General features: G+C 43.2%; 22 protein-coding genes. 11 read left to right on the top strand and 11 right to left on the bottom strand.

What is annotated here, in order from left to right:
* Nucleotides 1-28: 28 nt before the first annotated feature.
* A complete protein-coding gene (mnmE, locus tag FTV34_RS12315; RefSeq protein WP_180070367.1) occupies nt 29-1,384 on the top strand; it encodes a tRNA uridine-5-carboxymethylaminomethyl(34) synthesis GTPase MnmE in 1,356 nt (451 codons plus the stop codon).
* 41 nt (nt 1,385-1,425) lie between these two features.
* On the opposite strand, the gene FTV34_RS12310 is transcribed toward mnmE, so the two are convergent.
* Complete coding sequence (locus FTV34_RS12310) at nt 1,426-2,571, bottom strand: MFS transporter (protein ID WP_180070385.1); 1,146 nt, start codon at nt 2,569-2,571, stop codon at nt 1,426-1,428.
* 172 nt (nt 2,572-2,743) lie between these two features.
* On the bottom strand, nt 2,744-3,007 hold the full coding sequence (locus tag FTV34_RS12305; RefSeq protein ID WP_180004162.1) for a metal/formaldehyde-sensitive transcriptional repressor: 264 nt from the start codon (nt 3,005-3,007) through the stop codon (nt 2,744-2,746).
* 56 nt (nt 3,008-3,063) lie between these two features.
* Between FTV34_RS12305 and dmeF the strand changes: the two genes are divergently transcribed.
* Both dmeF and FTV34_RS12295 read left to right on the top strand, forming a co-directional pair.
* Entirely contained in the window at nt 3,064-3,999 is a 936-nt protein-coding gene (dmeF, locus tag FTV34_RS12300; protein WP_180070365.1) for a CDF family Co(II)/Ni(II) efflux transporter DmeF, read from the top strand.
* Nucleotides 4,000-4,135: 136 nt separating this feature from the next.
* A complete protein-coding gene (locus FTV34_RS12295; RefSeq protein ID WP_180025583.1) occupies nt 4,136-4,834 on the top strand; it encodes a DsbC family protein in 699 nt (232 codons plus the stop codon).
* Nucleotides 4,835-4,918: 84 nt separating this feature from the next.
* Here FTV34_RS12295 and FTV34_RS12290 read toward each other — a convergent pair whose 3' ends face one another.
* From FTV34_RS12290 to FTV34_RS12270, 5 genes are all read right to left on the bottom strand, one after another.
* Entirely contained in the window at nt 4,919-5,176 is a 258-nt protein-coding gene (locus tag FTV34_RS12290) for a GlsB/YeaQ/YmgE family stress response membrane protein (protein ID WP_034171345.1), read from the bottom strand.
* A 176-nt stretch (nt 5,177-5,352) separates the two neighbouring features.
* The gene (gene hpt, locus FTV34_RS12285; RefSeq protein WP_004780337.1) at nt 5,353-5,880 is read right to left on the bottom strand and encodes a hypoxanthine phosphoribosyltransferase; all 528 of its coding nucleotides are present in this window, start codon (nt 5,878-5,880) and stop codon (nt 5,353-5,355) included.
* A gap of 211 nt (nt 5,881-6,091) precedes the next feature.
* Nucleotides 6,092-7,411 (bottom strand): guanine deaminase, encoded by a 1,320-nt coding sequence (guaD, locus tag FTV34_RS12280; protein WP_180070363.1) that lies wholly within the window; start codon nt 7,409-7,411, stop codon nt 6,092-6,094.
* Nucleotides 7,412-7,666: 255 nt separating this feature from the next.
* A complete protein-coding gene (locus FTV34_RS12275) occupies nt 7,667-8,632 on the bottom strand; it encodes a TerC family protein (protein ID WP_180053994.1) in 966 nt (321 codons plus the stop codon).
* A gap of 331 nt (nt 8,633-8,963) precedes the next feature.
* Complete coding sequence (locus FTV34_RS12270) at nt 8,964-10,157, bottom strand: sugar transporter (protein WP_180053999.1); 1,194 nt, start codon at nt 10,155-10,157, stop codon at nt 8,964-8,966.
* Nucleotides 10,158-10,449: 292 nt separating this feature from the next.
* On the opposite strand from FTV34_RS12270, the gene FTV34_RS12265 reads away from it, so the two are divergent.
* On the top strand, nt 10,450-10,737 hold the full coding sequence (locus FTV34_RS12265; RefSeq protein WP_004780333.1) for a GNAT family N-acetyltransferase: 288 nt from the start codon (nt 10,450-10,452) through the stop codon (nt 10,735-10,737).
* Here the strand turns inward: FTV34_RS12265 and FTV34_RS12260 are convergent.
* Nucleotides 10,730-11,083: a hypothetical protein gene (locus tag FTV34_RS12260; RefSeq protein WP_180070362.1), complete on the bottom strand. Its 354-nt coding sequence runs from the start codon at nt 11,081-11,083 to the stop codon at nt 10,730-10,732. The genes FTV34_RS12265 and FTV34_RS12260 overlap by 8 nt on opposite strands.
* A gap of 202 nt (nt 11,084-11,285) precedes the next feature.
* Here FTV34_RS12260 and FTV34_RS12255 point away from each other — a divergent pair, with 202 nt between their 5' ends.
* Nucleotides 11,286-11,756: a BLUF domain-containing protein gene (locus tag FTV34_RS12255; RefSeq protein ID WP_180070360.1), complete on the top strand. Its 471-nt coding sequence runs from the start codon at nt 11,286-11,288 to the stop codon at nt 11,754-11,756.
* A 57-nt stretch (nt 11,757-11,813) separates the two neighbouring features.
* Here FTV34_RS12255 and FTV34_RS12250 read toward each other — a convergent pair whose 3' ends face one another.
* Both FTV34_RS12250 and mpl read right to left on the bottom strand, forming a co-directional pair.
* On the bottom strand, nt 11,814-12,896 hold the full coding sequence (locus tag FTV34_RS12250; RefSeq protein ID WP_166139256.1) for a zinc-dependent alcohol dehydrogenase family protein: 1,083 nt from the start codon (nt 12,894-12,896) through the stop codon (nt 11,814-11,816).
* Nucleotides 12,897-13,242: 346 nt separating this feature from the next.
* Nucleotides 13,243-14,607 carry a UDP-N-acetylmuramate:L-alanyl-gamma-D-glutamyl-meso-diaminopimelate ligase gene (gene mpl, locus FTV34_RS12245; protein WP_180053992.1) on the bottom strand — a complete coding sequence of 455 codons (1,365 nt, stop codon included), beginning with the start codon at nt 14,605-14,607 and terminating at the stop codon, nt 13,243-13,245.
* A 241-nt stretch (nt 14,608-14,848) separates the two neighbouring features.
* On the opposite strand from mpl, the gene FTV34_RS12240 reads away from it, so the two are divergent.
* From FTV34_RS12240 to FTV34_RS12225, 4 genes are all read left to right on the top strand, one after another.
* On the top strand, nt 14,849-15,190 hold the full coding sequence (locus FTV34_RS12240) for a DMT family protein (protein ID WP_004780323.1): 342 nt from the start codon (nt 14,849-14,851) through the stop codon (nt 15,188-15,190).
* Nucleotides 15,191-15,387: 197 nt separating this feature from the next.
* Entirely contained in the window at nt 15,388-15,900 is a 513-nt protein-coding gene (gene purE / locus FTV34_RS12235; protein WP_180004433.1) for a 5-(carboxyamino)imidazole ribonucleotide mutase, read from the top strand.
* A gap of 28 nt (nt 15,901-15,928) precedes the next feature.
* Complete coding sequence (locus FTV34_RS12230; protein WP_179993046.1) at nt 15,929-17,050, top strand: 5-(carboxyamino)imidazole ribonucleotide synthase; 1,122 nt, start codon at nt 15,929-15,931, stop codon at nt 17,048-17,050.
* A 719-nt stretch (nt 17,051-17,769) separates the two neighbouring features.
* Nucleotides 17,770-19,065 carry a lytic murein transglycosylase gene (locus FTV34_RS12225; protein ID WP_218947846.1) on the top strand — a complete coding sequence of 432 codons (1,296 nt, stop codon included), beginning with the start codon at nt 17,770-17,772 and terminating at the stop codon, nt 19,063-19,065.
* A gap of 102 nt (nt 19,066-19,167) precedes the next feature.
* Here FTV34_RS12225 and FTV34_RS12220 read toward each other — a convergent pair whose 3' ends face one another.
* Complete coding sequence (locus FTV34_RS12220; protein WP_179993045.1) at nt 19,168-20,295, bottom strand: anhydro-N-acetylmuramic acid kinase; 1,128 nt, start codon at nt 20,293-20,295, stop codon at nt 19,168-19,170.
* 63 nt (nt 20,296-20,358) lie between these two features.
* Here FTV34_RS12220 and tyrS point away from each other — a divergent pair, with 63 nt between their 5' ends.
* Together tyrS and FTV34_RS12210 are read left to right on the top strand one after the other, a co-directional pair.
* Complete coding sequence (tyrS, locus tag FTV34_RS12215) at nt 20,359-21,591, top strand: tyrosine--tRNA ligase (RefSeq protein ID WP_161792066.1); 1,233 nt, start codon at nt 20,359-20,361, stop codon at nt 21,589-21,591.
* Between the two features lie 498 nt (nt 21,592-22,089).
* Nucleotides 22,090-22,380: a hypothetical protein gene (locus FTV34_RS12210; protein WP_180070358.1), complete on the top strand. Its 291-nt coding sequence runs from the start codon at nt 22,090-22,092 to the stop codon at nt 22,378-22,380.
* Nucleotides 22,381-23,150: the final 770 nt, after the last annotated feature.

The following is a 23,150-nucleotide window of genomic DNA, read 5'->3' as shown; positions in this document are numbered from 1 at the left end:
TATTTTTAAGTTTTTCTAGGTGAATGTTATGCTCGACCGAACTACGATTGCTGCGATTGCAACTCCCCCAGGACGTGGCGGTGTAGGTGTCATTCGCCTGTCGGGTCCCAAGTCTTATGAAATTGCCCAGACTTTGAGCCAAAAAGATTTGCCCAAAGCCCGTTTTGCCGGATTCCGTCAGTTCTATGATGCAGCCGGCGAAGTGATGGATGAGGGTCTGGTGATCTGCTTCCCGAATCCGAATTCCTTTACTGGTGAAGATGTGGTGGAACTGCAAGGCCATGGTGGTCCAGTGATCCAGAATGCCCTGTTGGGCCGTTTGCTGGAACTGGGTGCCACTGCAGCCAAAGCCGGTGAATTCTCGATGCGTGCCTTTGAGAATGGCAAGCTGGATCTGGTACAGGCCGAAGCCATTGCCGATCTGATTGATGCGACCTCCCAAGCGGCTGCCCGGTCTGCAGTCCGTTCGCTGCAAGGGGCATTCTCGACCAAGGTCAATACGGTATTAGAACAGCTGATTCACTTGCGTTTGCATGTCGAAGCGGCGATCGATTTCCCGGAAGAGGAAATTGACTTTCTGGCTGATGGCAAGATTTTAAATCTGCTGGATGGCGTGGCGAATGCCGTCACTCAGGTTCAGCAATCTGCACGTCAGGGTCAGTTACTGCGTGAAGGTCTACAAGTGGTGATTGCCGGTAAACCCAATGCAGGTAAATCATCCCTGCTGAATGCACTAGCAGGTAATGAACGTGCGATTGTGACCGATATTGCCGGGACAACCCGTGATGTATTGCATGAAAAGATCACATTGAATGGCCTGCCGATTACCCTGACTGATACTGCTGGTCTGCGTGAAACCGGCGATATTGTGGAAAAAGAAGGTATTCGCCGTGCGATTAAAGAAATTGAACAGGCCGATCTGCTATTGCTGGTTTATGACCTGAGCCAAGGTGATGACCCATTACAGCTCGCTCAAGAATATTTTGCCGAACATCTTGAGCCGAAACGTCTGGTCCTGATTGGGAATAAAGCGGATTTGACCGGTGCCGATGCTGTTATGGGTGATTTCAAGGGCTTTCGTCATATTACCGTCTCAGCCAAGCAGGAAACTGGCGTTCAATCGCTCATAGATGCGATTACAGCGCATGCAGGCTTCCAACCTGAAGAAGATACCTTTATTGCCCGTACCCGCCATTTAGACGCAATGAAGCGCACTCAGATGTACCTAGCTGAAGCCCGTGAGCAACTTGTTGTTTATAACGCAGGTGAACTGGTCGCAGAGTCTTTACGTCTGGCACAGAATGCGCTGGGCGAAATTACCGGTGACTTTAGTGCGGATGATCTGCTAGGCAAAATTTTTGGATCATTCTGTATTGGTAAATAATATTTAAAAAATAAAAAAGCCCTCATTCGAGGGCTTTTTTATTAGGCTTTTATCTGCAGTTTTTGATGCCATAACCACAAGATTAGACAGAGTGCACTGATCACTACACAGAAGCTGATCACGGCAAATCCTAAGCCGAAGTGATCAGCCAGATACCCCACCGCGATAATCGGCACAATCGTGCCCAAATAGCCAATAAACAGGTAAGTCGACATCACGGCTGCCCGATTTTGCAAGGTTGTGATCGCATGAATCACACCGAATGCGCCCATTAAGGCAAAACCATGTCCAATCCCGAATAAGATATCACTGGCGAAGAACAAGATACTTGCTTTAAGGATCATACAAAGAGCAAGACTAACCAAGCTCACCAGCATAATCATCAAGCCAATATTCAGACATTTCTTTGCAGGAACAGCTTTAGCAAAGAACTGCACCACAGCAGAAATCAGCAAAATACAGGTAATGGCGGTACCGCTGACCAAAGGACCATGCCAGGGCAAGATATCCTGCACAAAAGACGGTGACAGTGAAGCAAATAAACTGAAAGCAGCAAAGGCATTAAATGCAGTTAATCCCACAATCATGAACACAGCATGATATTGAGGTTCAGGACGCAGTAATTTCGGTGCAATACTAAAAGGCTGACGTTCAAAAGCAGGGGTTTTTAGCCAGAATAATCCGACAAAACACAGCACTGCCCCCCAAATAATAGGCAGATATGGAGTAATCAGTGGCATCTGAGAAAACTGCGCAATGATTCCGCCGACCAAAGGACCCAGACCAAAGCCAACCGCAGTCAGAATCGATACCAGCTGCGGTGCAAGCTGCTTATGAGTCTCTGGAATGGTTTGCATCATGCCTAGCATTGCTGAAGTGGTCATCAGGCCTGAAGCAATACCAATGATAAAACGGCCCACCGACAAAATCAGCGCATTCTCGGCAAAGACTGAAATGACCAAGCCAATGCTAATAAATACCAGACCAATTTGTAGCGTTCTTAAGAAACCAATCGTGTTGCTGGTACGCCCCAGGAATAATAAGGTACCCAGACAGCCAAACATATAGGCGACAAAAATATAGGTAATCTGGCTTGGCGATAAATGCCAGATCTGTTGATAAATGGGATAAAGCGGACTTGCCAGTGCTGTACCGATGGTACCCATAATCAATGCAAGACTGACCATGGCGAAAGGTCGCCATGAGATATTTTCTGTCATGTAGCTGCCGTAAAAGTTTCACCACATTTTAAAAAGAATGATGTGGAAGAAAGAAGAGAATGGGTGGCAGTGTATCGGTTAGATGAAAAAGCGGTCAATTATCTTGCTGTAAAGAAAACAAAAATGTTGAACTAAACAATTAGCCATAACGCTTTAATAATTTTAAAAACTCAGCCAGTTCTTCTTCATTAACCACAGCTTCTCCAATGACATGCTCTCTTAAATGGGTTTCGATCAATTCATTCATCAAACCGTTTATGGCACCTTTAACGGCTGCAACCTGTTGCAGGACCTGAATACAACCTGCTTCAGGATTCAGGAGAGACTGCTCTACAGCGTTCATCTGACCTTGCAAGCGCCGTACCCGGTTTAATATTTTTTTATCATCATGTACATGACTCACCACAAATCTCCAAAAATAAATATACTAGGGGGGAGTATTAATAATAGTTCCCTTTTATGCAAAAACATAACGCCGATTCGCACAGCCATCAATTTGATGAAGGTAATCCACTCGCACAGAAAAAGATTCTGTTTGCCACGATTCTGACTGCCGTCATGATGGTGCTGGAAGTATTAGGGGGATGGATCTTCCAGTCAATGGCTTTACTTGCTGATGGCTGGCATATGGGCTCGCATGTATTGGCCTTGGGACTAGCTTACTTTGCCTATAAAGCGGCCCGCCATTATGCGAATGATCCCCGCTTTAATATGGGTACTTGGCGGATTGAAATTCTGGCCAGTTATAGCAGTGCAATTTTATTGCTTGTAGTAGCCGGTTTTATGGCGATTCATTCAGTAGAACGTCTATTTTCGCCAGTTCAGATTCATTATAGCGAAGCCATTCCAATCGCGATTTTAGGACTATTGATTAATCTGGCCTGTGCTTGGTTGCTGCATGATGATGGGCACCATCACCATGATCATCATCACGGACATTCCCATCACGAGCATGATAATAATCATGGTCATCATGACTTGAACCATAAAGCGGCCTTTCTGCATGTGGTTGCTGATGCCGTGACTTCTGTTCTGGCCATTATTGCCTTGTTTGCTGGAAAATATATGGGCTGGGATTTTCTCGATGCAGTACTGGGACTGGTCGGCTCAATCCTGATCGCACGCTGGGCGATTGGCCTGCTAAAGCAAAGTGCCAAGACTTTACTGGATGCCGATATGGATGCCCCAGTGGTCGAAGAAATACGTGAAGTCATTGCTGAATATGGGAATGATCTGCATTTAACTGACCTGCATGTATCGAGAGTCGGTAAAGGTAAATTTTCCTGTTTTGTTGCCGTTCAAACGGGAATCCCCATTAGTGCTGATCAAATCCGTGAGGCGATCTCTATTCATGAAGAAATTGTGCATATCTCGGTGGAAGTGAATCAGCATTAAAGGGGCAATGTTCCACGTGAAACATGATTGATTGATCAGTTCGATTTGAACATCAGGCTACATAAAATAGTCAGAATTTTCTTTTTAAAAAGACTAAAATCGAAACACATTTAACTTGCACCTGAGCAGGACATTCATGCAAATAAGAAATATGCTGCTGGCTTTGACCCTCTTCCCTGGCCTTAGCTTTGCCAATGTGGATACGGTTAAAGCCAATCTGGCAAAAAACAGTCCCAACCTAAAAATTGAAAATATTCAGCCTACCGAAATGAAAGGAATCTATAGCGGTTCCATGCAGGGGCAGATTGTCTATCTGAATGAAGATGCCCAGCATCTCCTAGCCGGTTCAATGTTTCGTATCCAGGACCAGCATAATCTGACTCAGGATTTATTACTCAAACAAAACAGTGTCGACTGGAAAAAGTTACCGCTACAGGATGCGATTAAATCAGTCAGAGGGACAGGAAAACGTCAGCTTGCCATCTTTTCTGACCCAAATTGCCCGTATTGTAAACAACTTGAAGTAGAGCTGAAAAAACTCAAAGATGTCACGATTTATACCTTCATTCTGCCTTTAAAACAGCAGTCAATTGCGCCGTCCAAACAGGTTTATTGTGAAAAAAATCCAGCACAGGCTTGGGAAGACCTGATTGGTCAAGGTATACAACCTAAATCGAAAAAGAGCTGTGCCAACCCGATTGAACGTAATAAACAGCTGGCACAATCACTCGGTGTAAATGGCACACCAGCGATTATTTTCTCGAATGGTTTTAAAGTCATGGGCGCTCAGCCAGCAGAACAGATTGAACAAGGTTTCAAAGAATTCGGCCTGTAAAATTCTGACTATGCTCAATAAATAAAAAAAGAGCACTTAAACCAGTGCTCTTTTTTTATGAAAGAAACTTATTCCAAGCAGGGCTTAGATTCGTTTGCGTTTGGTCACCATATTATAGATAAACAGGATGACTACAGCACCAATCACTGAGGCAATAAAGCCTGCGGCAGAATCTTGGGAATACAAGCCCAGCATACGCCCGGCAAAGGTCGCAACCAGTGAACCGGCAATCCCCAACAGGGTCGTAACAATGAATCCAGCCTTGTCATCACCAGGATGAATCGCGCGTGCAACCAGACCCGCAATAAAACCCACTACAATTGCAACGATAATTGACCACATCAGCATACTCCTTGTTATCATGTCTTTGTTTTTACATCAGGTTTATCTTGCGGCAAGAAAAGCACTGAAAAAAGTCATGTCCTGCAACGGGCTGTTGCGTTTTTGTTTGCTGTGTTACTGAAATGATTCAAGAAATAAAAAAAAGTGGCACGAAGCCACTTCTTTTAAACCGGTTCTTAAAGACCGATTTCACCAATAAATGGAATATGACGGTATTTTTGATCATAGTCCAGGCCATAACCAACAATGAACTTGTCTTCGACTTCAAAGCCCAGGAATTTTACTTCCAGCTCGATTTCACGACGTGAAGGTTTACTCACCAGAGTGCACAGTTCAATTGAGTTTGGCTGACGGGTTTGCAGGATTTCCAGGACTTTGCTTAAGGTATTACCTGAGTCGATAATATCCTCAACCACCAGCACATCTTTACCACGGATTTCACCGTCCAGATCTTTCAGGATTTTGACATCACGGCTCGAAATCGTACCGCCGCCGTAGCTGGATACAGTCATGAAGTCGAGTTCATGTGGCTTGGTAATGGCACGACACAAGTCTGCCATGAAAATCACTGAACCGCGTAACAAACCGATAAGTACAAGCTCTTTGTCACTATTGGCATAGTGTGCATCGATTTTAGCACCAAGCTCTTTGACTTTAGCTTGAATTTCTTCAGCGGAAATCATTACGCTCATTTGAACGGTCATGGGTAGATACCTAAAAAATAAAAATAGCAAAATAAAAAAGGTGTTGACCTGCAACACCTGAATTGCAGCAATTTTAATACATCCTTGCTTGAGATGCACCTGTTTTACTTGCTGTAAATGTAATCAATTTTCGGGCTGCTGTGAATCTCTCTTCAGCGCAAAAGCACAGACGGCGAAGATTGCAGCCAAAATGATCCTACGCTGACGCGATTTATTGGGCCTTGACATAGACAGCCTGTCCATAGACATAGGTTGCTGCAATATTACGGTCATCCCCCAGCATGGTCAGTGCAAAAAAGGTATCTTCAATATTTTTGGCCCTGCTCTGGCGTAGTTGTTGTAAAGCGGTGGCATTAAGATCCAGCACCACAAAGTCTGCTTCTTTGCCCACATTGAAATTCCCCAAGCGGTCATCCAGACTTAAGGCTTTCGCACCACCTAGGGTCGCATGATATAGCGACTCAAAAGCCGAAAGTTTTTCTCCTTGCAGCTGTTGCACTTTATAAGCCTCATTTAGGGTTTGGAGCTGGTTAAAGGAGGTTCCTGCCCCGATATCAGTACCCAAGCCGACTTTCACGCCTTTATCCCAGGCTTTCTTCAGTGGAAATAAACCGCTACCCAGGAACAGGTTTGAGGTTGGACAGAAGGCAATCGCAGAGTCGGTTTGATGCATACAATCCCACTCCCCTTCTTCCAGATGCACACAATGCGCAAATACGGATTTAGCGCCGGTCAGCCCATAATGATGATAGACATCCAGATAGCCTTCACGTTCCGGAAAGAGTTCTTTTACCCAGGCAATCTCATTTTTGTTTTCACTGAGATGAGTATGGATATAAACATCTGGATATTCGACTTTTAACTGCCCTGCTTTTTCCAGCTGTTCAGGCGTTGAGGTCGGAGCAAAACGTGGCGTAATCGCATAAAGATTACGTCCTTTACCATGCCATTTCTCAATCAGGGCTTTAGAGTCGCTATAGGCAGATTCTGCAGTATCCGTCAGGGCTTCAGGTGCATGGCGGTCCATTAGCACTTTACCGGCAATCAGACGCATATTCTGTGCTGTAGCCGCTTCGAACAGTGCTTCTACCGAGGCTGGATGAACGGTACAGAACACCAAAGCTGTGGTTGTACCATTTTTCAGCAATTCCTGAATAAAGAACTGTGCAATTTTCTGGCTATACGCCGGATCCTGAAACTGGATCTCAGTCGGGAAGGTATAAGTATTTAACCATTCTAGTAGCTGTTCCCCATAAGCACCGACCATTTCAGTTTGCGGGAAATGGATATGGGTATCGATCATACCCGGAATGATGAGCTGTTCAGGATAATAAGTAATATCCAGACCTTCAGGGAGCTGCTGCTGACCTTCCTGCCAGGAACCAAACCACTGGATTATTCCATTTTTTATGATGAGTAAACCATCTTCTATATAACGCACTTGGTCGTGAATTTCACGTGCTTGGGCAACTGTATTCTGGATATCGAGGAAACGACCACGGATAGCTGTCGTCGCAATGTAAGAAGACATTGAAAACCTGCACTTTGTAATTTTTTCGATTGATTGTAGCTGAAAAGTTCTAGCCTGTATGGGAAATACACAACTAAAAATCCCCAAATTTTAACAATGCAAAATAGCGGCCAAGATCAAAGCAATTATCACGAGATTTTTAAATTAGATTTAAATAAAGAAAATGATGTTCATTAAAGTAGCTAAAACGATCACTGGCCTGAAATAAAAGAAGCCCGCATTTTGCGGACTTATCAGGAATGACGAAGCAATTATTTATAGCGCTGTTTCATTGTATTTTTTGCTATGACGGATTGATAACCAGGCGGTAATCGTCAGCACAATGACAATAAAGCTCAGGGAAATCCAGATCGGCATATGGAATACTTCCAGCATCAGCATCTTGAAGCCGATAAAGACCAGAATGATCCCGAGGCCATAAGGCAGATAGTACATTTTTGATGCAGCACCAGCGAGCAGGAAGAACATGGCACGCAGACCCAGAATCGCCATCAGATTCGCTGTTAAAACAATAAAGGGATCGGTGGTGACAGCGAAAATGGCTGGGATCGAGTCTACCGCAAAGATCACATCAGAAGCTTCCACCAGAATCAGCACCAGAAATAATGGCGTTGCCCACAGGACACCGTTCTGATGCACAAAAAATTTATTGCCACGCATTTGCGGCGTAATCCGGATATGTTTGCGTAGCCATTTCAGAACTGCCATATCTTCAATATCGGTATGCTCTTCTCCTTGGCCGCGCAGGAATTTAAAACCGGTATAAACCAGAAAAGCACCGAAGATATACAGAATCCACGAGAACTCCTGTACGAACCATGCGCCAATAAAAATAAAGATGGTCCGCAGAATAATGGCACCCAAAACGCCATAGAGCAGCAGCTGGCGTTGCAGTGCAGGAGGAATAGCAAAGGCAGCAAAGATCATCAGCCAGACAAAGACATTATCAATTGCCAGAGATTTTTCCAGCAAATAACCGGCAAAGTATTCCATCACCTTCTGGTTTGCCAGAGCAGCACCTGAAGTCTGTTCCAGATACAGCCATAATGCACCGCCAAACAGAGTCGCTACACTGACCCAGGCAACACTCCAGTAGGCGGCAGTGCGGACTTTGGTGGGCTGTCCGTGCTGATGCTTAAAGCCGATAAAATCGATGACCAGCATCACTGCAACGATAATGAAAAAAGCCAGATACAGCCAAGGTGTACCAATTGTTTCCATGGGAATTCTCCACATCTGACAATCGGCCATAAAAAAACCTTGACCTGCTGCCAGATGAAATACATCTATAACAACATGATCAAGGTCTTGCCTACATCTTTGTGCTCTACTGGATGAGATCCAGTCGCATTCCAAGATGCTCAGATACCGACTTTTTGCAAAGTGTAATGACGATATTCTGACACGTTCAAAAACTGAAACTTCATTCTTAAACGTTTGGAGGAGGCTACTCCCCTTGTTCAAACTCAATTCTGTTTGAGCAATTGCTCAATATCAAATGAGCATGACAGATTTTATGTATAATCACAAATTATTTTACAAAAAGCAGCGTTTAATCAGCAGCTTTGGGCAGAAAGTCCAAACGCTGAACCAAATAAAGACTAAGCAGAAATCCAAGAATCGCCAGCCCTGCGCCTACCCAGCCAATGCTCGATAGCCCGATCTGAAGTGTGACCATACTGCCAAGCAAAGCTCCTCCGCCAATCCCGACGTTATACAGGCCTGAATAAATGGCCATGGCAACATCTGTGGCATCTGCAGCCAGGTTCAGGGTTTTGGATTGTAGAGCCAAGCTGAAACCAATGATGCTCAAACCCCATAGTAGAGATAAGCCAGACAGACCTGTGACTGTGCTCGACAGTGGTAATAACAGCAGCATGGAAATAACCAGTCCAAAAGTAAAAGCAGGAATAGTCATTTTCGGAAACTGTGCGGCAAAGCGGCCAAACAGATAAGAACCCAGGAATCCTGCTCCGCCATAAACCAGAAGTAAAGTTGTGGTCTGGGCTGAATCAAAGCGGGCGATATTCAGGGAGAATGGTTCAATATAGCTATAAGCGGTAAACTGCGCCGTAATCACCAGAATGGTGAGGGTAAAGACTAGCATCAGGCTTGGACGTTTGATCAGGCTTTTTAAGCTGCTGAGGGAGCCTGAATTGACACTTGGAAGCAATGGCAAGGTTTTGGCCAGAATCAGGCAAATGATCAATGCGAGACACGCAATCAGGGCAAAACTATTACGCCAGCCATACGCCTCACCAATCATCCGGCCAAATGGAATACCGAGCACCATCGCCATCGCCGTTCCTGTGGCTAATAAACCAAGTGCCTGAAACTCTTTACCTTTCGGTGCGACCCGAACCGCGAGTGAAGCGGTAATCGACCAGAACAAGGCATGTGCGATGGCAATCCCTATCCGGCTGATCACCAGCGTGCTAAAACTCCAGGCAAAATAGGACAGCACATGACTTAAAATAAAGACCGCAAAGACCAGCATCAGTAGAAAACGCCGTTCTATGGCTTTGGTGAGCAGCATGATCGGAAGAGATAGTAGGGCCACGATCCAGGCATAAATGGTCAGCATGATGCCGGCCTGAGTGGCGGACATGGCAAAGCTTTGCCCGATTCCACTCAGTAAGGCCACAGGAATAAATTCAGTAGTGTTAAAAATAAAAGCCGCGCAGGCTAAAGCGATGACACCAATCCATTGCTTGGTGACGGAAGAAGCGGAAGATGAGTCAGACATACGAAGTTGCATGCAAAAAGATGCTGCATTCTAATCCTGTCTTTCTCAATTAGGGAGTAGCTAAAATTAAATTTTTGGGGTGATATGTGATGACTCAAACTGCATCACCCTCAATCAGGCAAAATAGAGAAATAAAAAGTTATCAATATTTGAAAAAAATCACAGGAAATGATGAAAGAAAATAAAAAATTTCATACAATATTAAAAACTTAACAATAATTCATATTATTTCTTTAAGAAGATGTTTTAAATTAAATAAACCAATAATTTTATTAAGAGATCAGCCTTCAGTATGGACATTCAACATCAAGATTCAAAACGCGGCGGTGTATTTTTTATGGAGGAAGATGGTCGACGTCTTGCTGAAATTACATATCAGTGGCAAGAAGCATCGACCATCGTGGCTGATCATACCTGGGTAGATAATTCCTTACGCGGTCAAGGCGTAGCACGCAAAATGCTGGATGTACTGGTCGACTTTGCCCGCAAGAATAGCTTAAAAATTATTCCCCAGTGTTCCTATGTAGATGTCATGTTTAAACGTGATCGCAGCCTACAGGATGTGGCAGCTGCTATTTAGCAATTGAATTAAACTTATCCAAGATAGAGATATGTTGTAATTTGCCTTTAAATGCAGGTACAGAAATACGCTGCAGCAGGTTATATACGCCATAACCTGCCATCAGGCCTATGCTGTTCCATAACACTTCTTCATATTTGCCTAACAGCGTAAGTATTCCTATCATCAGGCTTACACTGATATAAAAAAACATACGACGGCGAACAAACTGTAAAAGCGTCCAGCCTACAAAAACTGAACTGAGCAGAATGTTGGTCTCGGTCGTCAAGGCCATCTCATTCAGCATAATCAAAAGCATAAAACATATACACAACAACGCTACAGTGAAAATCAGATCTTTTAACATCAGGTTTCACTCCTTCATCATTATCGCTATATATCTGAAATCATTGATTTCCTCTCAGGAGGTAATTGTTAGAAGTTTTCTTTGGAAAAGCAAACCTAAAACAATGTAAGCAAAAACGGATATTTGATTAAAAAATGATCGACTTAAATTAAAATAATTGATTAAATTATGCTTTTAATTCTTTCTTCAGTGAGATGACCTTATGCTACAGCTTTGCTACGCTAGTGAGCGGATAGAATCTGAACAAGAGTTATTACAGGATCTTAGCGATATATTATCTGTAGCGAGAAAATTTAATAAAGCTCACCAAATTAACGGGGTTTTATATTATTCCCACGGCAAGTTTTTTCAATGTCTGGAAGGTGAGGCAGAGGTGGTAGAAAATCTGTTTCAGAGTATTTGCCGTGATCCACGCCATCATCAGGTGCTTCGCTTTCAGGATGCAACGGTAGAACGTCCACATTTCTCGGAGTGGTCGATGAAATATGTCCATAAACATAGTGAAATTTCTTCTTTATTTTCACGTTTTGGTTTAGACCAGTTTGAACCTCATGCACTGCAACAGGAACAACTGGGTGGATTCCTGGAACTGCTCTATCGTCTGGATGAAAATCAGGCCAATCTTGCTTCTCCTCAAGGTTATAAACAGCGTGGTTATATTCCCTATTTTTAATTGATGCTAAAAAATAAAAAAGTCCGCATAGCGGACTTTTTTGTTGCCAATGATGATCTAAGTCATTTCAATCATGACCTTTAAAGCCTTTTCGTCAGAGGCATGTTTAAACACATCATAGGCCTTTTCAAATTCAGCAAACTTGAAGTGATGGGTGGCCAGTTTTTCCAGTGGCAGTTTGCCGGAGCAGCAGGTCTTGAGCAGCATCCCGGTGGTATTGGTATTGACTAGGCCTGTGGTTATGGTCAGGTTCTTGATCCAGAGTTTATTCAGTTCAAAATTGACGGATTTACCATGTACACCGACATTGGCCAGATGTCCGCCTTCTTTCACAATATGCTGGCAAATATTCCAGGTGGCTTCCAGGCCCACCGCTTCAATGGCACAGTCCACTCCTCTTCCATCAGTGAGGTCCAGTACACGTTGAATAGCATCCTCATTGGCTGAATTCACGGTATGGGTGGCACCGACAGTTTTGGCAAATTCCAGCCGGTTATCATCGACATCGACCATGATGATATTGGCTGGAGAATAAAACTGAGCAGTGAGCAAGGCACTCATGCCGATTGGGCCGGCACCGACAATCGCCACATTGTCTCCCGGTTTGACCTGACCATATTGCACACCAATTTCATGTGAGGTCGGTAAAATATCTGAAAGAAAGACCGCAACATCTTCATTCAGACCTTCTGGTAGGTGATAGAGAGAAGTATCGGCAAATGGGGTTCGGACATATTCGGCATGAGTGCCGTCAATCATATAGCCCATGATCCAGCCACCCTCGTTTCTACAATGGGCATATAGCTGTTTCTGACAGTTTTCGCAGGTGCCGCAGCGGCTGACACAGGAAATAATCACCCGATCACCTTTTTTAAAGTTTTGAACTGCAGAACCGACTTCTTCCACAATACCAATACCTTCATGACCGAGAATCCGGCCATTAAAGCTGCCGGTTTTTTCTTTTGCGACCTCTTCAATTTCGGGGTTTTTACCTTTCCAGATCCCGAGGTCGGTACCACAAATGGTGACTTTGCTAAGTTTGATAATGGCATCAGTAGGTTGCAGAATTTGGGGAATAGGACGTTCTTCAAAACGAATATCATTGGCGCCGTAATACACCATGGCTTTCATTGTTGTCATGACAGATCTCCTAAGGAAATGAGGGTCTGAACAAGAGAGATAAAGCTATTTTTTTGCTGCCTTTACAGCCTGGAAAATCATCAGGAGGGTGAAGGATAAAAGAGGATCGAAATACTGTTGTTCTTATTGATTGTGCCTAGGGCACTCAAAGACTGCAATGAGTCTTATATCCAGATTGCAACAAAAAATAATGAAAAGAAAAAAGATAAATTTTAGCTGTTTTAATAGTGAAATAAGAAAGTTGATTTGAACTTGAATGAAGTTTAATTTTCTTAAAAAAGATAGAAAGCGAATTTAATGTTTAAAATAAAAAAGCCCGCTATTACGGGCTTTTTTATATAAATTTTTAAGCTTTTAAAGCGCTAATCAGTTTCTGATGTAGCCCGCCAAAACCGCCATTGGACATGATTACCACCGCATCGCCCTCACCTGCTTCAGCCACTACGGTCTGGATAATCTCATCCAGAGTACGTGCGACTACAGCTTTATTTGGCGCAGCGTCAATTACCGGTTGCAGATCCCAGTCCAGACCTTCAGGTTGATACCAGATCACTTCATCCGCCAGACGCGCGGAATGTGCCAAGCCATCTTTATGACTGCCCATACGCATAGTATTGGAACGTGGTTCAATAATTGCCCACAGCTTACGTTCACCGAGACGCTTGCGTGCGCCATCAAGGGTGGTATCAATCGCGGTTGGGTGATGGGCAAAGTCATCATAGACTTCAATGCCGCGTACAGTGTCCAGCAGTTCCATACGGCGCTTAACACCGCCAAAGTTTGAAAGTGCTTCACAAGCCGTTTCAATAGAGACACCGACATGTTCAGCAGCAGCAATCGTTGCCAGTGCATTGGCTACACTATGCTGACCCGTCATATTCCATTTCACTTCGCCTTTCACGATACCGTATTGGAGTACCTTGAAGTGAGAACCATCTTCTGAAAGCTGTTCAGCATAAAGCTCAGATTTTTCATTGGCATCTAATGAAGTACGAACCACAGGCGTCCAGCAGCCCTGCTCTAGCACTTCATCAATATTCGTTTCAGTAATTGGCGTAATAATGCGGCCTTCACTTGGAATGGTACGCACTAAATGGTGGAACTGTTTCTGGATCGCTGCCAGATCATCAAAGATATCGGCGTGATCAAATTCCAGATTATTCAGAATCGCAGTTTTAGGATGGTAATGCACGAACTTGGAACGCTTGTCGAAGAAAGCAGAATCATATTCATCAGCTTCGACACAGAAGTATTTCCCTCCACCGAGACGCGCACTTTCTGAAAAGCCAAGCGGTACACCGCCAATCAGGAAGCCAGGTTCTAAACCGGCCTGATCCAGTACCCAAGCCAGCATGGTTGTTGTTGTGGTCTTGCCATGCGTTCCGGCGACACCCAGCACGTGTTTGCCTTGCAAGACATGATCAGCCAGAAACTGTGGACCTGAAATATAAGGCAGGCCTTCATTCAGCATATATTCTACAGCATCAATACCACGTTTCATGGCATTGCCGACAATGATCAGATCCGGATGCGGCTGTAAATGGCTGCGGTCGTAGCCCTGCATTAAAGTAATGCCTGCATTTTCCAGCTGGGTCGACATCGGTGGATAAACGTTTTGATCCGATCCTGTCACCTTATGGCCCAGATCACGTGCCAGTAATGCCAGTGAACCCATAAAGGTGCCACAAATACCCAAAATATGCAGATGCATCTACTTCACTCCATTTTGCCTGACACATCACTTTGTACTGGTGCTGTTGCCATGATTTATTCGATTTGCAAGCAACGATAGCAAGGCTTTGACCGAAAAGATAGTCAAAGTTCAAGCATTCCTGCGGGATTTTTTAAATCCTGTTTCACAGACAAATTCAGGGAAATTTTCAAGCTTCCGGAATATCTTTTGGCAAAATAAATCGTAAAATAAGCCCGAACTTTTTGCAGAGTGCATGCAGATGCTACCGGCTCTATTTCTTCTGGTGATTGCCAACTGTTTTATGACCTTGGCCTGGTACGGACATCTCAAATTCCTGCCGCATGATGCACCGCTGTGGCAGGCGATTTTATTTAGCTGGGCCATTGCCTTGTTTGAATATAGCCTGATGATTCCAGCGACCAAATTATTAGCCCAACAGGGACTGGCGGTGGGTCAAATGAAGATTACTCAGGAAGTCGTCACTCTACTGGTCTTTGTTCCCTTTATGATCTTCCTGTTCAAACAGCCGTTTAAACTGGATTATTTATGGGCGGCGCTATGTCTCTGTGGTTGTGTCTATTTTGTATTCCGCAGTTCTTGAAATCATCTACTAGCCACTACTTCCCTATTTTTATTCCAGTTTTTAAGAATCTGCTAAAAAAATAAGAAAAATCGAGCCTTGCTTTGACCGTTAAATTTTATGAAGCTGAAAAATCAGTCTATAATATGCATTCCTATTCAAGCTTGGCTCTCTCGTCGAGATTTATCTTTCTTACTTTAATCTCTGGAAAATTTGCAATGAATGCGGCTGCTGCACAAGATACTCCTCTCGTAGGTATTATCATGGGTTCTCAATCAGATTGGGCAACTCTCGAACACACTGCCAATATGCTCAAGCAGCTTGGTGTCCCATTTGAAGCCGAAGTCGTTTCCGCACACCGTACCCCGGACCGTCTGTTTGAATATGCTGAACAAGCGCGTGATCGTGGTATTCAGGTGATTATTGCCGGTGCAGGTGGTGCAGCGCATTTACCAGGTATGTGTGCAGCCAAAACTGATCTGCCAGTACTGGGTGTACCCGTCAAATCTTCGATCTTAAATGGTGTCGATTCATTGCTTTCTATCGTGCAAATGCCAGCGGGTATCGCCGTAGGAACATTGGCGATCGGTCCTGCCGGTGCAACCAATGCAGCCATTATGGCAGCACAGATTTTAGGTTTAACCCGTCCAGAGATCGCAAAAAATGTCGCAGATTTCCGCGCGGCACAAACCGAGAAAGTCGCAAGTAATAATATTCCAGGTCAAATGTAAGTCCAAGCTTAATACGGGATCAAACACAATGGATAAAACCATCGGTATTTTTGGTGGCGGCCAGCTAGGCCGGATGATGGCACAAGCCGCACTACCTCTAAATATTCAATGTACGTTCTTTGAAGCCAATACGGACTGCCCTTCTGCGGCTTTGGGTCCGGTTTTCTCAACAAAAGCTGTAAATGGCTTGCAGGATTTCATCAATAGCGCAGATGTCTTCAGCCTGGAGTTTGAAAATACACCCCTAGCTGATGTCGACGTTTTAACGCAAAACAAAGATCTGCATCCGCCTCGTCAGGCTTTAGCTATTGCACAACATCGTCTGTCTGAAAAGGCACTATTTGATGAACTGGAAATTCCGGTTGCACCATATAAAGCGGTGACTTCAGTCGAAAGCTTGCAGGCGGCCGTTGCTGAGCTTGGCTTACCGATCGTGCTAAAAACCTCTCGTGGTGGTTATGACGGCAAAGGCCAGTTCGTTCTACGTTCAGCAGATCAGATTGATCAGGCCTGGGCGGAACTCGGCCCTGCTGGTGAATTGATTGCCGAAAGTTTTGTGACTTTCTCGCGTGAAGTATCCATCATTGCGGTACGTGGTCAAAATGGTGATGTCAAAACCTGGCCATTGGCTGAAAATCATCACCATAACGGCATCCTGTCGCATTCCATCGTTCCGGCACCCAATAGTGCGGATCTGCAGCCAGTCGCGCAGGATTACATCACTCGCCTGCTCAATCACTTGAATTATGTGGGTGTCTTGACCCTTGAGCTGTTTGTGACAGACAAAGGCCTGTATGCAAATGAAATGGCACCACGTGTGCATAACTCAGGTCACTGGTCGATTGAAGGCGCTGTCTGCTCGCAGTTTGAAAACCATATTCGTGCGGTCGCAGGTCTGCCACTGGGTTCAACTGAAGTGGTGCGTCCAACCGTGATGGTGAACATTATCGGTCAGCATCCCAAATCTGAAGATGTCCTGACTTTAGAAGGCGCACACCTGCATCTGTACAATAAAACAGAACGTGAAGGTCGCAAGATTGGTCACATCACTTTGATGCCCACAGACAGCGCTCAGCTGACCACTTTATGCCGTCAACTGGCGAAGATTTTACCGAATCCATTGGCATTGAGCGAAGATATGACCATCTAAGCTTTAAGCTGCTGATAAAAAAAGCGATCACTTCGGTGATCGCTTTTTTATTTGTCCAGATTCAGGCATGATTGCGCCTCTTTAAAAATCCCCTGCCATTGGTCGGATCATTTTTAAAATCAATTGCTTATAAACTGATCAATTGAGTATAAATATAATAATTTAATTCGCTGCTATTTTGGGCTGAATTCTGGGTTATTCACTTGTGGATAAACTTAATATTGAGTTTGAATTTAAAACTGGAAATAGATTTTGAATTTAAATTCATAAAAATAAATTCAAATTTAAAAATGAACTTTGAATTTAAACTTCGCTGCTTAAATTTAAATTCAAAAATATGAATTCAAATTTAAAAGCTGATCAATGAATTCAAAGTTCTGAATTTAAATATAGTTACTTCTAATAAAAATGAATTTAAAATAGAAATACTATATACCAGAAGCCTTTGGCTGATTGAGCAGTCCTAATCTAAAGACAAGTTATCCACAATAAATTTTTAAATTCAAAAGTAATTTCCTGAGTTTTGAATTTAAATTTAAAAAAATGAGCCTGATTTGAATTTAAAATGGACTTGTGGATAAGTTTTTAAATTTAAAAGCTACAAAATGAATTCAAAAGTGTAGGAATTATGAATTTAAATTTACGCATTGGCGCTTTAATTTTCGTCATGAGCTGCTAAGGTAGAAACATAATTCAAAATCTAAATATTTAAGGGTCTTATGCAACGGCTTGCACTTTTTGTTGGTTCTTTGGTTTTAGCTGCTACACAGGCACAGGCAGAACTGATTATTAATGGTCAGCGTGTGACATCAACGGATATATCCTCTGTTCCGAGCAGCCCCGTCAATTATGCGTCCCAAAATAATTTTCAGAATTGTCTTGCCAATTTGCGCAGTCAGGCGATTGCACAAGGCGTAAGTGGTTCAACCTACGATCGTTATACGCAAAATTTAACACCCGATTATTCTGTGATTGAAAAGCTGAATTATCAGCCTGAGTTTTCGACTCCGATCTGGGATTATCTGTCCGGACTGGTGGATGAAGAACGTGTACAACTGGGTCGACAAAAACTGCAGCAACATCGTGAGGTATTAAACCGGATTAGCGCAGCCTATGGAGTGCCGGCAGAAACCATCGTAGCCGTATGGGGCGTAGAAAGTAATTTTGGAGACATTTCCGGGAAATATCCTTTATTACAGTCTTTGGGTACTTTGAGTTGTGAAGGTCGTCGTCAAAGTTATTTCCGTGGTGAGTTCTTCACCACTATGAAACTGTTACAGCGTGGTGATGTCTATGAAAGCCAGCTAAAAGGTTCATGGGCAGGCGCATTTGGTCACACCCAGTTTATGCCATCAACCTATGATGAACTAGCGGTAGATTTTGATGGGGATGGTCGTCGTGATTTAGTCGGCAGTATTCCTGATGCACTGGCTTCTACAGCCAATTTCCTGAAAAAACGTGGCTGGCAGACTGGCCAACCTTGGGGCTTTGAAGTAAAAATTCCACAAGGCATGTCTGTTTCAGGCGAAGGCCGACGCAATAAAAAATCACTGAGTAGCTGGATGAACCGTGGTGTGGTGCGCGCTGACGGTACTTCGCTATTGCAGGGCAATTTATCAGAATCTTCTCAGGCTGGCTTATTGGCACCTGCAGGTGAAAATGGCCCGGTATTTTTAGTCTTTAAGAATTTTGATGCTATTTACAGCTATAATGCAGCAGAAAGTTATGCTTTAGCGATTGCACATTTATCTGACCGCTTACAAGGTAAAGGAAGCATCCAGGCAGCTTGGCCAACCGATGATCCGGGTACGTCACGTGCGGAACGTCGCGAGATCCAGCAATTCCTGTTAAACCGTGGCTATGATATTGGTGAGGTAGATGGTCTAATTGGGGATAAAACCCGTCAGGCGATTCGTCAGGAACAGAACCGTTTGGGTTTAAGCCCGACCGGTCGCGCAGGACAGCAAATCCTGCGTGCATTTAGAAATGAAAATGCCAAACTCATGATGCGTTAGGAAGAATTTAGACATGATCTAAATATGATTCTTCATTATAAAAAAGGTCTGCAAATATGCAGACCTTTTTTATAACTATATATAGTGAGCTTAAAGCTGCTCTTATACAGAGGTAATTGTACCCAGAACACGATAACCTGATGCGCCTGTCACAGCCGGCAGATTGCCGCTGAGTTGATTCATAAAACGCATCGCCAGCCAGGCAAAAGCCGTGCCTTCTACCCAAGTCGGATTTAAGCCAAGATCGGCTGTGGTTTGTACGCTCCAATGATGTTTACGCAAACGCCAGCGTAACTGTTCCAATAAATGTGAATTATAGGCACCACCACCACAAACATAAACTTCACCGGTATCCAGACCGGAACGGTAAATGGCTTTTTTAATCGCACGGGTCGTGAGCTTCATTAAAGTAGCTTGCACATTCTCTGGTGTATCTTCAAGTTCATCGTATTGAAGGTCATTGCGCCAGTCGGCAATTTGTTCATCCAGCCATTCCAGATTGAAGTCTTCGCGGCCAGTACTTTTGGGTGGCTCTTTTGAGAAGAACTCATGTTCCTGTAAACGGTCCAATAGGCTACGGATTGGCGTGCCATAAGCTGCCCAGTTACCATTTTCATCAAAAGGCTGGCCGGTATAACGCTGACACCAGGCATCCATCAGAATATTGGCAGGGCCGGTATCAAAGCCATAGACCTGATCCGGTTGGCCTGCCGGCAGAATACTCACATTGGCAATGCCGCCCAGATTCAGAATCACACGGTGAATACTGTCATGCTGGAAAATATCTTGGTGAAAAGCCGGAACTAAAGGCGCGCCTTGGCCGCCAGCAGCCAGATCACGACGACGGAAATCGGAAATGACCGGAATCTGGGTGATTTCAGTAATGATATTCGGATCACCAATTTGCAGGGTAAAGCCATGTTCGGGGCGATGGCGGATGGTCTGACCATGTGAGCCAATCGCCTTGATTTGAGATCGATCTAAATTATTTTCTTTAATCAGCGCATTGATGCCATGACCAATCATCTGTGCCAGTGCGACATCAGCTTTGCCCATGCGATCGATTTCATTGTCATCTGGCAAAGTTAACGCCATCAGTTCATCACGAAGATCGGGATCAAAAGGCAAGGTGAGGGTAGCATGAAGCTGAAGTGGATCAAAAGAAGCAGCAACAATATCGACACCATCCATGCTTGTGCCGGTCATTACCCCAATATAGATCGCTGTCATGATTATTCTTAAGCCTGCAATGTGCTGAAAAAGTGTTAGTATATCGCACAAATTGTATAACTGATCTATTTGGATTTTGTGATGTCAAATTTCCTGCCGGCTGAAGAACAACTTGCCCTCATCCAACGAGGCACCCACGAAATTATTTCTGAAGAAGACCTTCTGAAGAAATTAAAGCAGAATCGTCCTTTAAAAATTAAAGCGGGTTTTGACCCAACTGCACCGGATCTGCACCTAGGTCATACAGTTTTAATCAATAAATTAAAAGTATTCCAGGACTTGGGCCATGAAGTGTACTTCCTGATTGGTGACTACACTGCGATGATCGGTGACCCGACTGGTAAGAGCGCAACCCGCCCGCCATTGTCACGCGAACAGGTGCTGGAAAATGCAAAAACCTATCAGGAACAAGTATTTAAAATTCTTGATCCAAACAAAACCAAAGTCGTGTTTAACTCGGAATGGTTTGCACAAAAAACTGCAGCTGACCTGATTCAATTGGCATCACAGCAAACAGTTGCACGTATGTTAGAGCGTGATGACTTCACCAAGCGTTATAACAATCAGCAACCGATTGCGATTCATGAATTCTTATATCCACTGGTTCAAGGTTATGACTCAATCGCCTTGGAAGCTGACGTAGAGTTAGGGGGTACAGACCAGACTTTTAACCTGTTGATGGGTCGTACTCTGCAAGGCCGTTATAACCAGGAAGCGCAGGTGTGTATCACTGTGCCAATTCTTGAAGGTCTAGATGGCGTGAACAAGATGTCTAAATCTTTAGGCAACTATATTGGTGTATTTGATGCACCTGGCGCGATGTATCAGAAAGTACTGTCTATGCCAGATTCATTGATTGAGCGTTATTTCGATCTGCTCAGCTTCAAGTCTATAGAAGAAATCCAAGGCTTACTGAAAGAAATCGAAGAAGGCCGTAACCCGCAGGAAGTGAAACGCATTCTTGCGCTGGAACTGGTGGAACGTTTCCATGGTGCTGAAGCTGCCGCTCACGCCCATAAAGGTGCAGGTAATATCATTACTGAAGGTGAACTGCCTGAAGGTACGCCAGAAGTGACTATTTCACGTGGCGAATTTGGTGGTGAGATCTTCATTACTTCAATTTTACGTGAAGCTGGCTTAACCAAAAATGCTGCTCAAGCTAAAGATGCCTTAGGCCGCGGCACTGTAAAAGTGGACTGGAAACCGGTTGATGCGTCTTTTTCTGTGAAAGAGAACGTAACTTTAATTATTCAGGCCAGCAAAAAAGCAATTGCAAAAGTGACCTTCGTTGACTAAGGCTGGTTCTAAGTTATTGAAATAAAAGCAGGCTTCGGCCTGCTTTTATTTTTTAAGCTGTATATGAATTATATAAATATAGAAATTCAAAAAAAACCTTATAAAAACAACATTTAAATTTTGCCATTTGGCTTGCATTTCTGGTTTTTTGTGTATAAGATTTATTCGTCTAGAGATTCCGTGAAAAGCATATCTAGAGGGTAATGATCAATAACAGACAACTCCATAATTGATCAGGTCTCTAAGTAAAGAGACAAGTTAATATAATGTGAATAACTATAATAATGACATAATGGATCGGGTAAAGATTCAATTCAAAGGAAGAGATTTTGGGAGAGATCTCTTCCTTTTTTATTGGTGTTGTCTGGCTATATGTTCAATCTTCAATAAATTCAAAACAAAGATGGATGAATCAGCTGGGATTAAAGCTAAATCTATAATGAGATAAATGAATCATCTTTGAATCTCAATCCATCTATAAAAAGAAAGGTAAATAAGGTGTATCAATACCAGACTGAACAGATGTTTGATGAAGACATCGATTTCATTTTGCGTTTTCTCTTCGAATATGAATCTGCTGAGCAAAAACAAAAATCTTTTGATCAGGTACAGGCCTTATTTCAGCAATTAGATCTTGCCTCCTACTATTTACTCTTTTCATTAGTCAAAGAACGTCTGCCACGTCGGGCCAAATTATTATTTGCTGCTGAAGACTATAGTGGCAAGAAAGAAGTGATTGAGGAAGTGATGCAGTATTGGGTAAAAGATAGATACTCAAATGTGGCTTAACCGATTTTAATCTTCTACTTATTCTTCTGCGCTTAAGTAAGCTTTCTGGATGATCTGAAATCTAGAAAGATCATATCCTCATTTTTGCTTCTTAAAAGCGGGTGTTAAGAAAAAATCTGTATTCAGCTAATATCTTAACCTTACAGAAAGCTCCATATCTATAAGTCGGATAGAAAACAGCAAAATGTGTAAGCTGATATAAGAAAGTTTCGGAAAATTCTGGATACAGCCCTTAAATTGTACGGTCTTATTTAAAAATCACAGTTTTTTGATAGTTATCAGGTCTTAATAAATTTTACTGTTTTAAATTGAATTGCAATAAATACGGCTTTTATTGAAGAAAAATGCTCAAAATTTAGATAAAAAAGCGATTTTTTAACGAAATTCGTAGAAAAAAGATACATACGTGAAAAATATAGTGAATTGGGGGTTGCAATGATTCTGAAATCCTCTAGAATGCACCCATACCGACGAGATAGACGGAAACGAACGAAACACGAAGCGTTGAGTTGTTAAGTTTATCGAAGTCCAGCTTCTGGCATTGACGAGATGTTAGAAAGATCATTAAGAGATTATGAAGAACAACTTGTGTGGATTTTTACTGGTTGATTGATCGAAATTATTTTCATTGATTGAATGGTAGAAATTACTCGAAGTTTATTTGAGAAATATTTGTCAGAAAATTGATGAGCCAAGTTTAAGAACTTTACTTATAAAGTTCGAAATGATTTTAACTGAAGAGTTTGATCATGGCTCAGATTGAACGCTGG

Source organism: Acinetobacter sp. YH16038 (genome assembly GCF_013417275.1).
GTDB lineage: Bacteria > Pseudomonadota > Gammaproteobacteria > Pseudomonadales > Moraxellaceae > Acinetobacter.
The sequence above is the reverse complement of the archived record's forward strand: the minus strand, read 5'-3'. Positions and strand labels throughout refer to the sequence as shown.

What these genes read in the sequence shown, in the direction of transcription:
- mnmE (WP_180070367.1), top strand. Translation starts at nt 29, where the DNA reads ATGCTCGACCGAACTACGATTGCTGCGATTGCAACTCCCCCAGGACGT.
- FTV34_RS12310 (WP_180070385.1), bottom strand. Translation starts at nt 2,571, where the DNA reads ATGGTCAGTCTTGCATTGATTATGGGTACCATCGGTACAGCACTGGCA.
- dmeF (WP_180070365.1), top strand. Translation starts at nt 3,064, where the DNA reads ATGCAAAAACATAACGCCGATTCGCACAGCCATCAATTTGATGAAGGT.
- FTV34_RS12295 (WP_180025583.1), top strand. Translation starts at nt 4,136, where the DNA reads ATGCAAATAAGAAATATGCTGCTGGCTTTGACCCTCTTCCCTGGCCTT.
- FTV34_RS12290 (WP_034171345.1), bottom strand. Translation starts at nt 5,176, where the DNA reads ATGTGGTCAATTATCGTTGCAATTGTAGTGGGTTTTATTGCGGGTCTG.
- hpt (WP_004780337.1), bottom strand. Translation starts at nt 5,880, where the DNA reads ATGACCGTTCAAATGAGCGTAATGATTTCCGCTGAAGAAATTCAAGCT.
- guaD (WP_180070363.1), bottom strand. Translation starts at nt 7,411, where the DNA reads ATGTCTTCTTACATTGCGACGACAGCTATCCGTGGTCGTTTCCTCGAT.
- FTV34_RS12275 (WP_180053994.1), bottom strand. Translation starts at nt 8,632, where the DNA reads ATGGAAACAATTGGTACACCTTGGCTGTATCTGGCTTTTTTCATTATC.
- FTV34_RS12270 (WP_180053999.1), bottom strand. Translation starts at nt 10,157, where the DNA reads ATGTCTGACTCATCTTCCGCTTCTTCCGTCACCAAGCAATGGATTGGT.
- FTV34_RS12265 (WP_004780333.1), top strand. Translation starts at nt 10,450, where the DNA reads ATGGACATTCAACATCAAGATTCAAAACGCGGCGGTGTATTTTTTATG.
- FTV34_RS12260 (WP_180070362.1), bottom strand. Translation starts at nt 11,083, where the DNA reads ATGTTAAAAGATCTGATTTTCACTGTAGCGTTGTTGTGTATATGTTTT.
- FTV34_RS12255 (WP_180070360.1), top strand. Translation starts at nt 11,286, where the DNA reads ATGCTACAGCTTTGCTACGCTAGTGAGCGGATAGAATCTGAACAAGAG.
- FTV34_RS12250 (WP_166139256.1), bottom strand. Translation starts at nt 12,896, where the DNA reads ATGACAACAATGAAAGCCATGGTGTATTACGGCGCCAATGATATTCGT.
- mpl (WP_180053992.1), bottom strand. Translation starts at nt 14,607, where the DNA reads ATGCATCTGCATATTTTGGGTATTTGTGGCACCTTTATGGGTTCACTG.
- FTV34_RS12240 (WP_004780323.1), top strand. Translation starts at nt 14,849, where the DNA reads ATGCTACCGGCTCTATTTCTTCTGGTGATTGCCAACTGTTTTATGACC.
- purE (WP_180004433.1), top strand. Translation starts at nt 15,388, where the DNA reads ATGAATGCGGCTGCTGCACAAGATACTCCTCTCGTAGGTATTATCATG.
- FTV34_RS12230 (WP_179993046.1), top strand. Translation starts at nt 15,929, where the DNA reads ATGGATAAAACCATCGGTATTTTTGGTGGCGGCCAGCTAGGCCGGATG.
- FTV34_RS12225 (WP_218947846.1), top strand. Translation starts at nt 17,770, where the DNA reads ATGCAACGGCTTGCACTTTTTGTTGGTTCTTTGGTTTTAGCTGCTACA.
- FTV34_RS12220 (WP_179993045.1), bottom strand. Translation starts at nt 20,295, where the DNA reads ATGACAGCGATCTATATTGGGGTAATGACCGGCACAAGCATGGATGGT.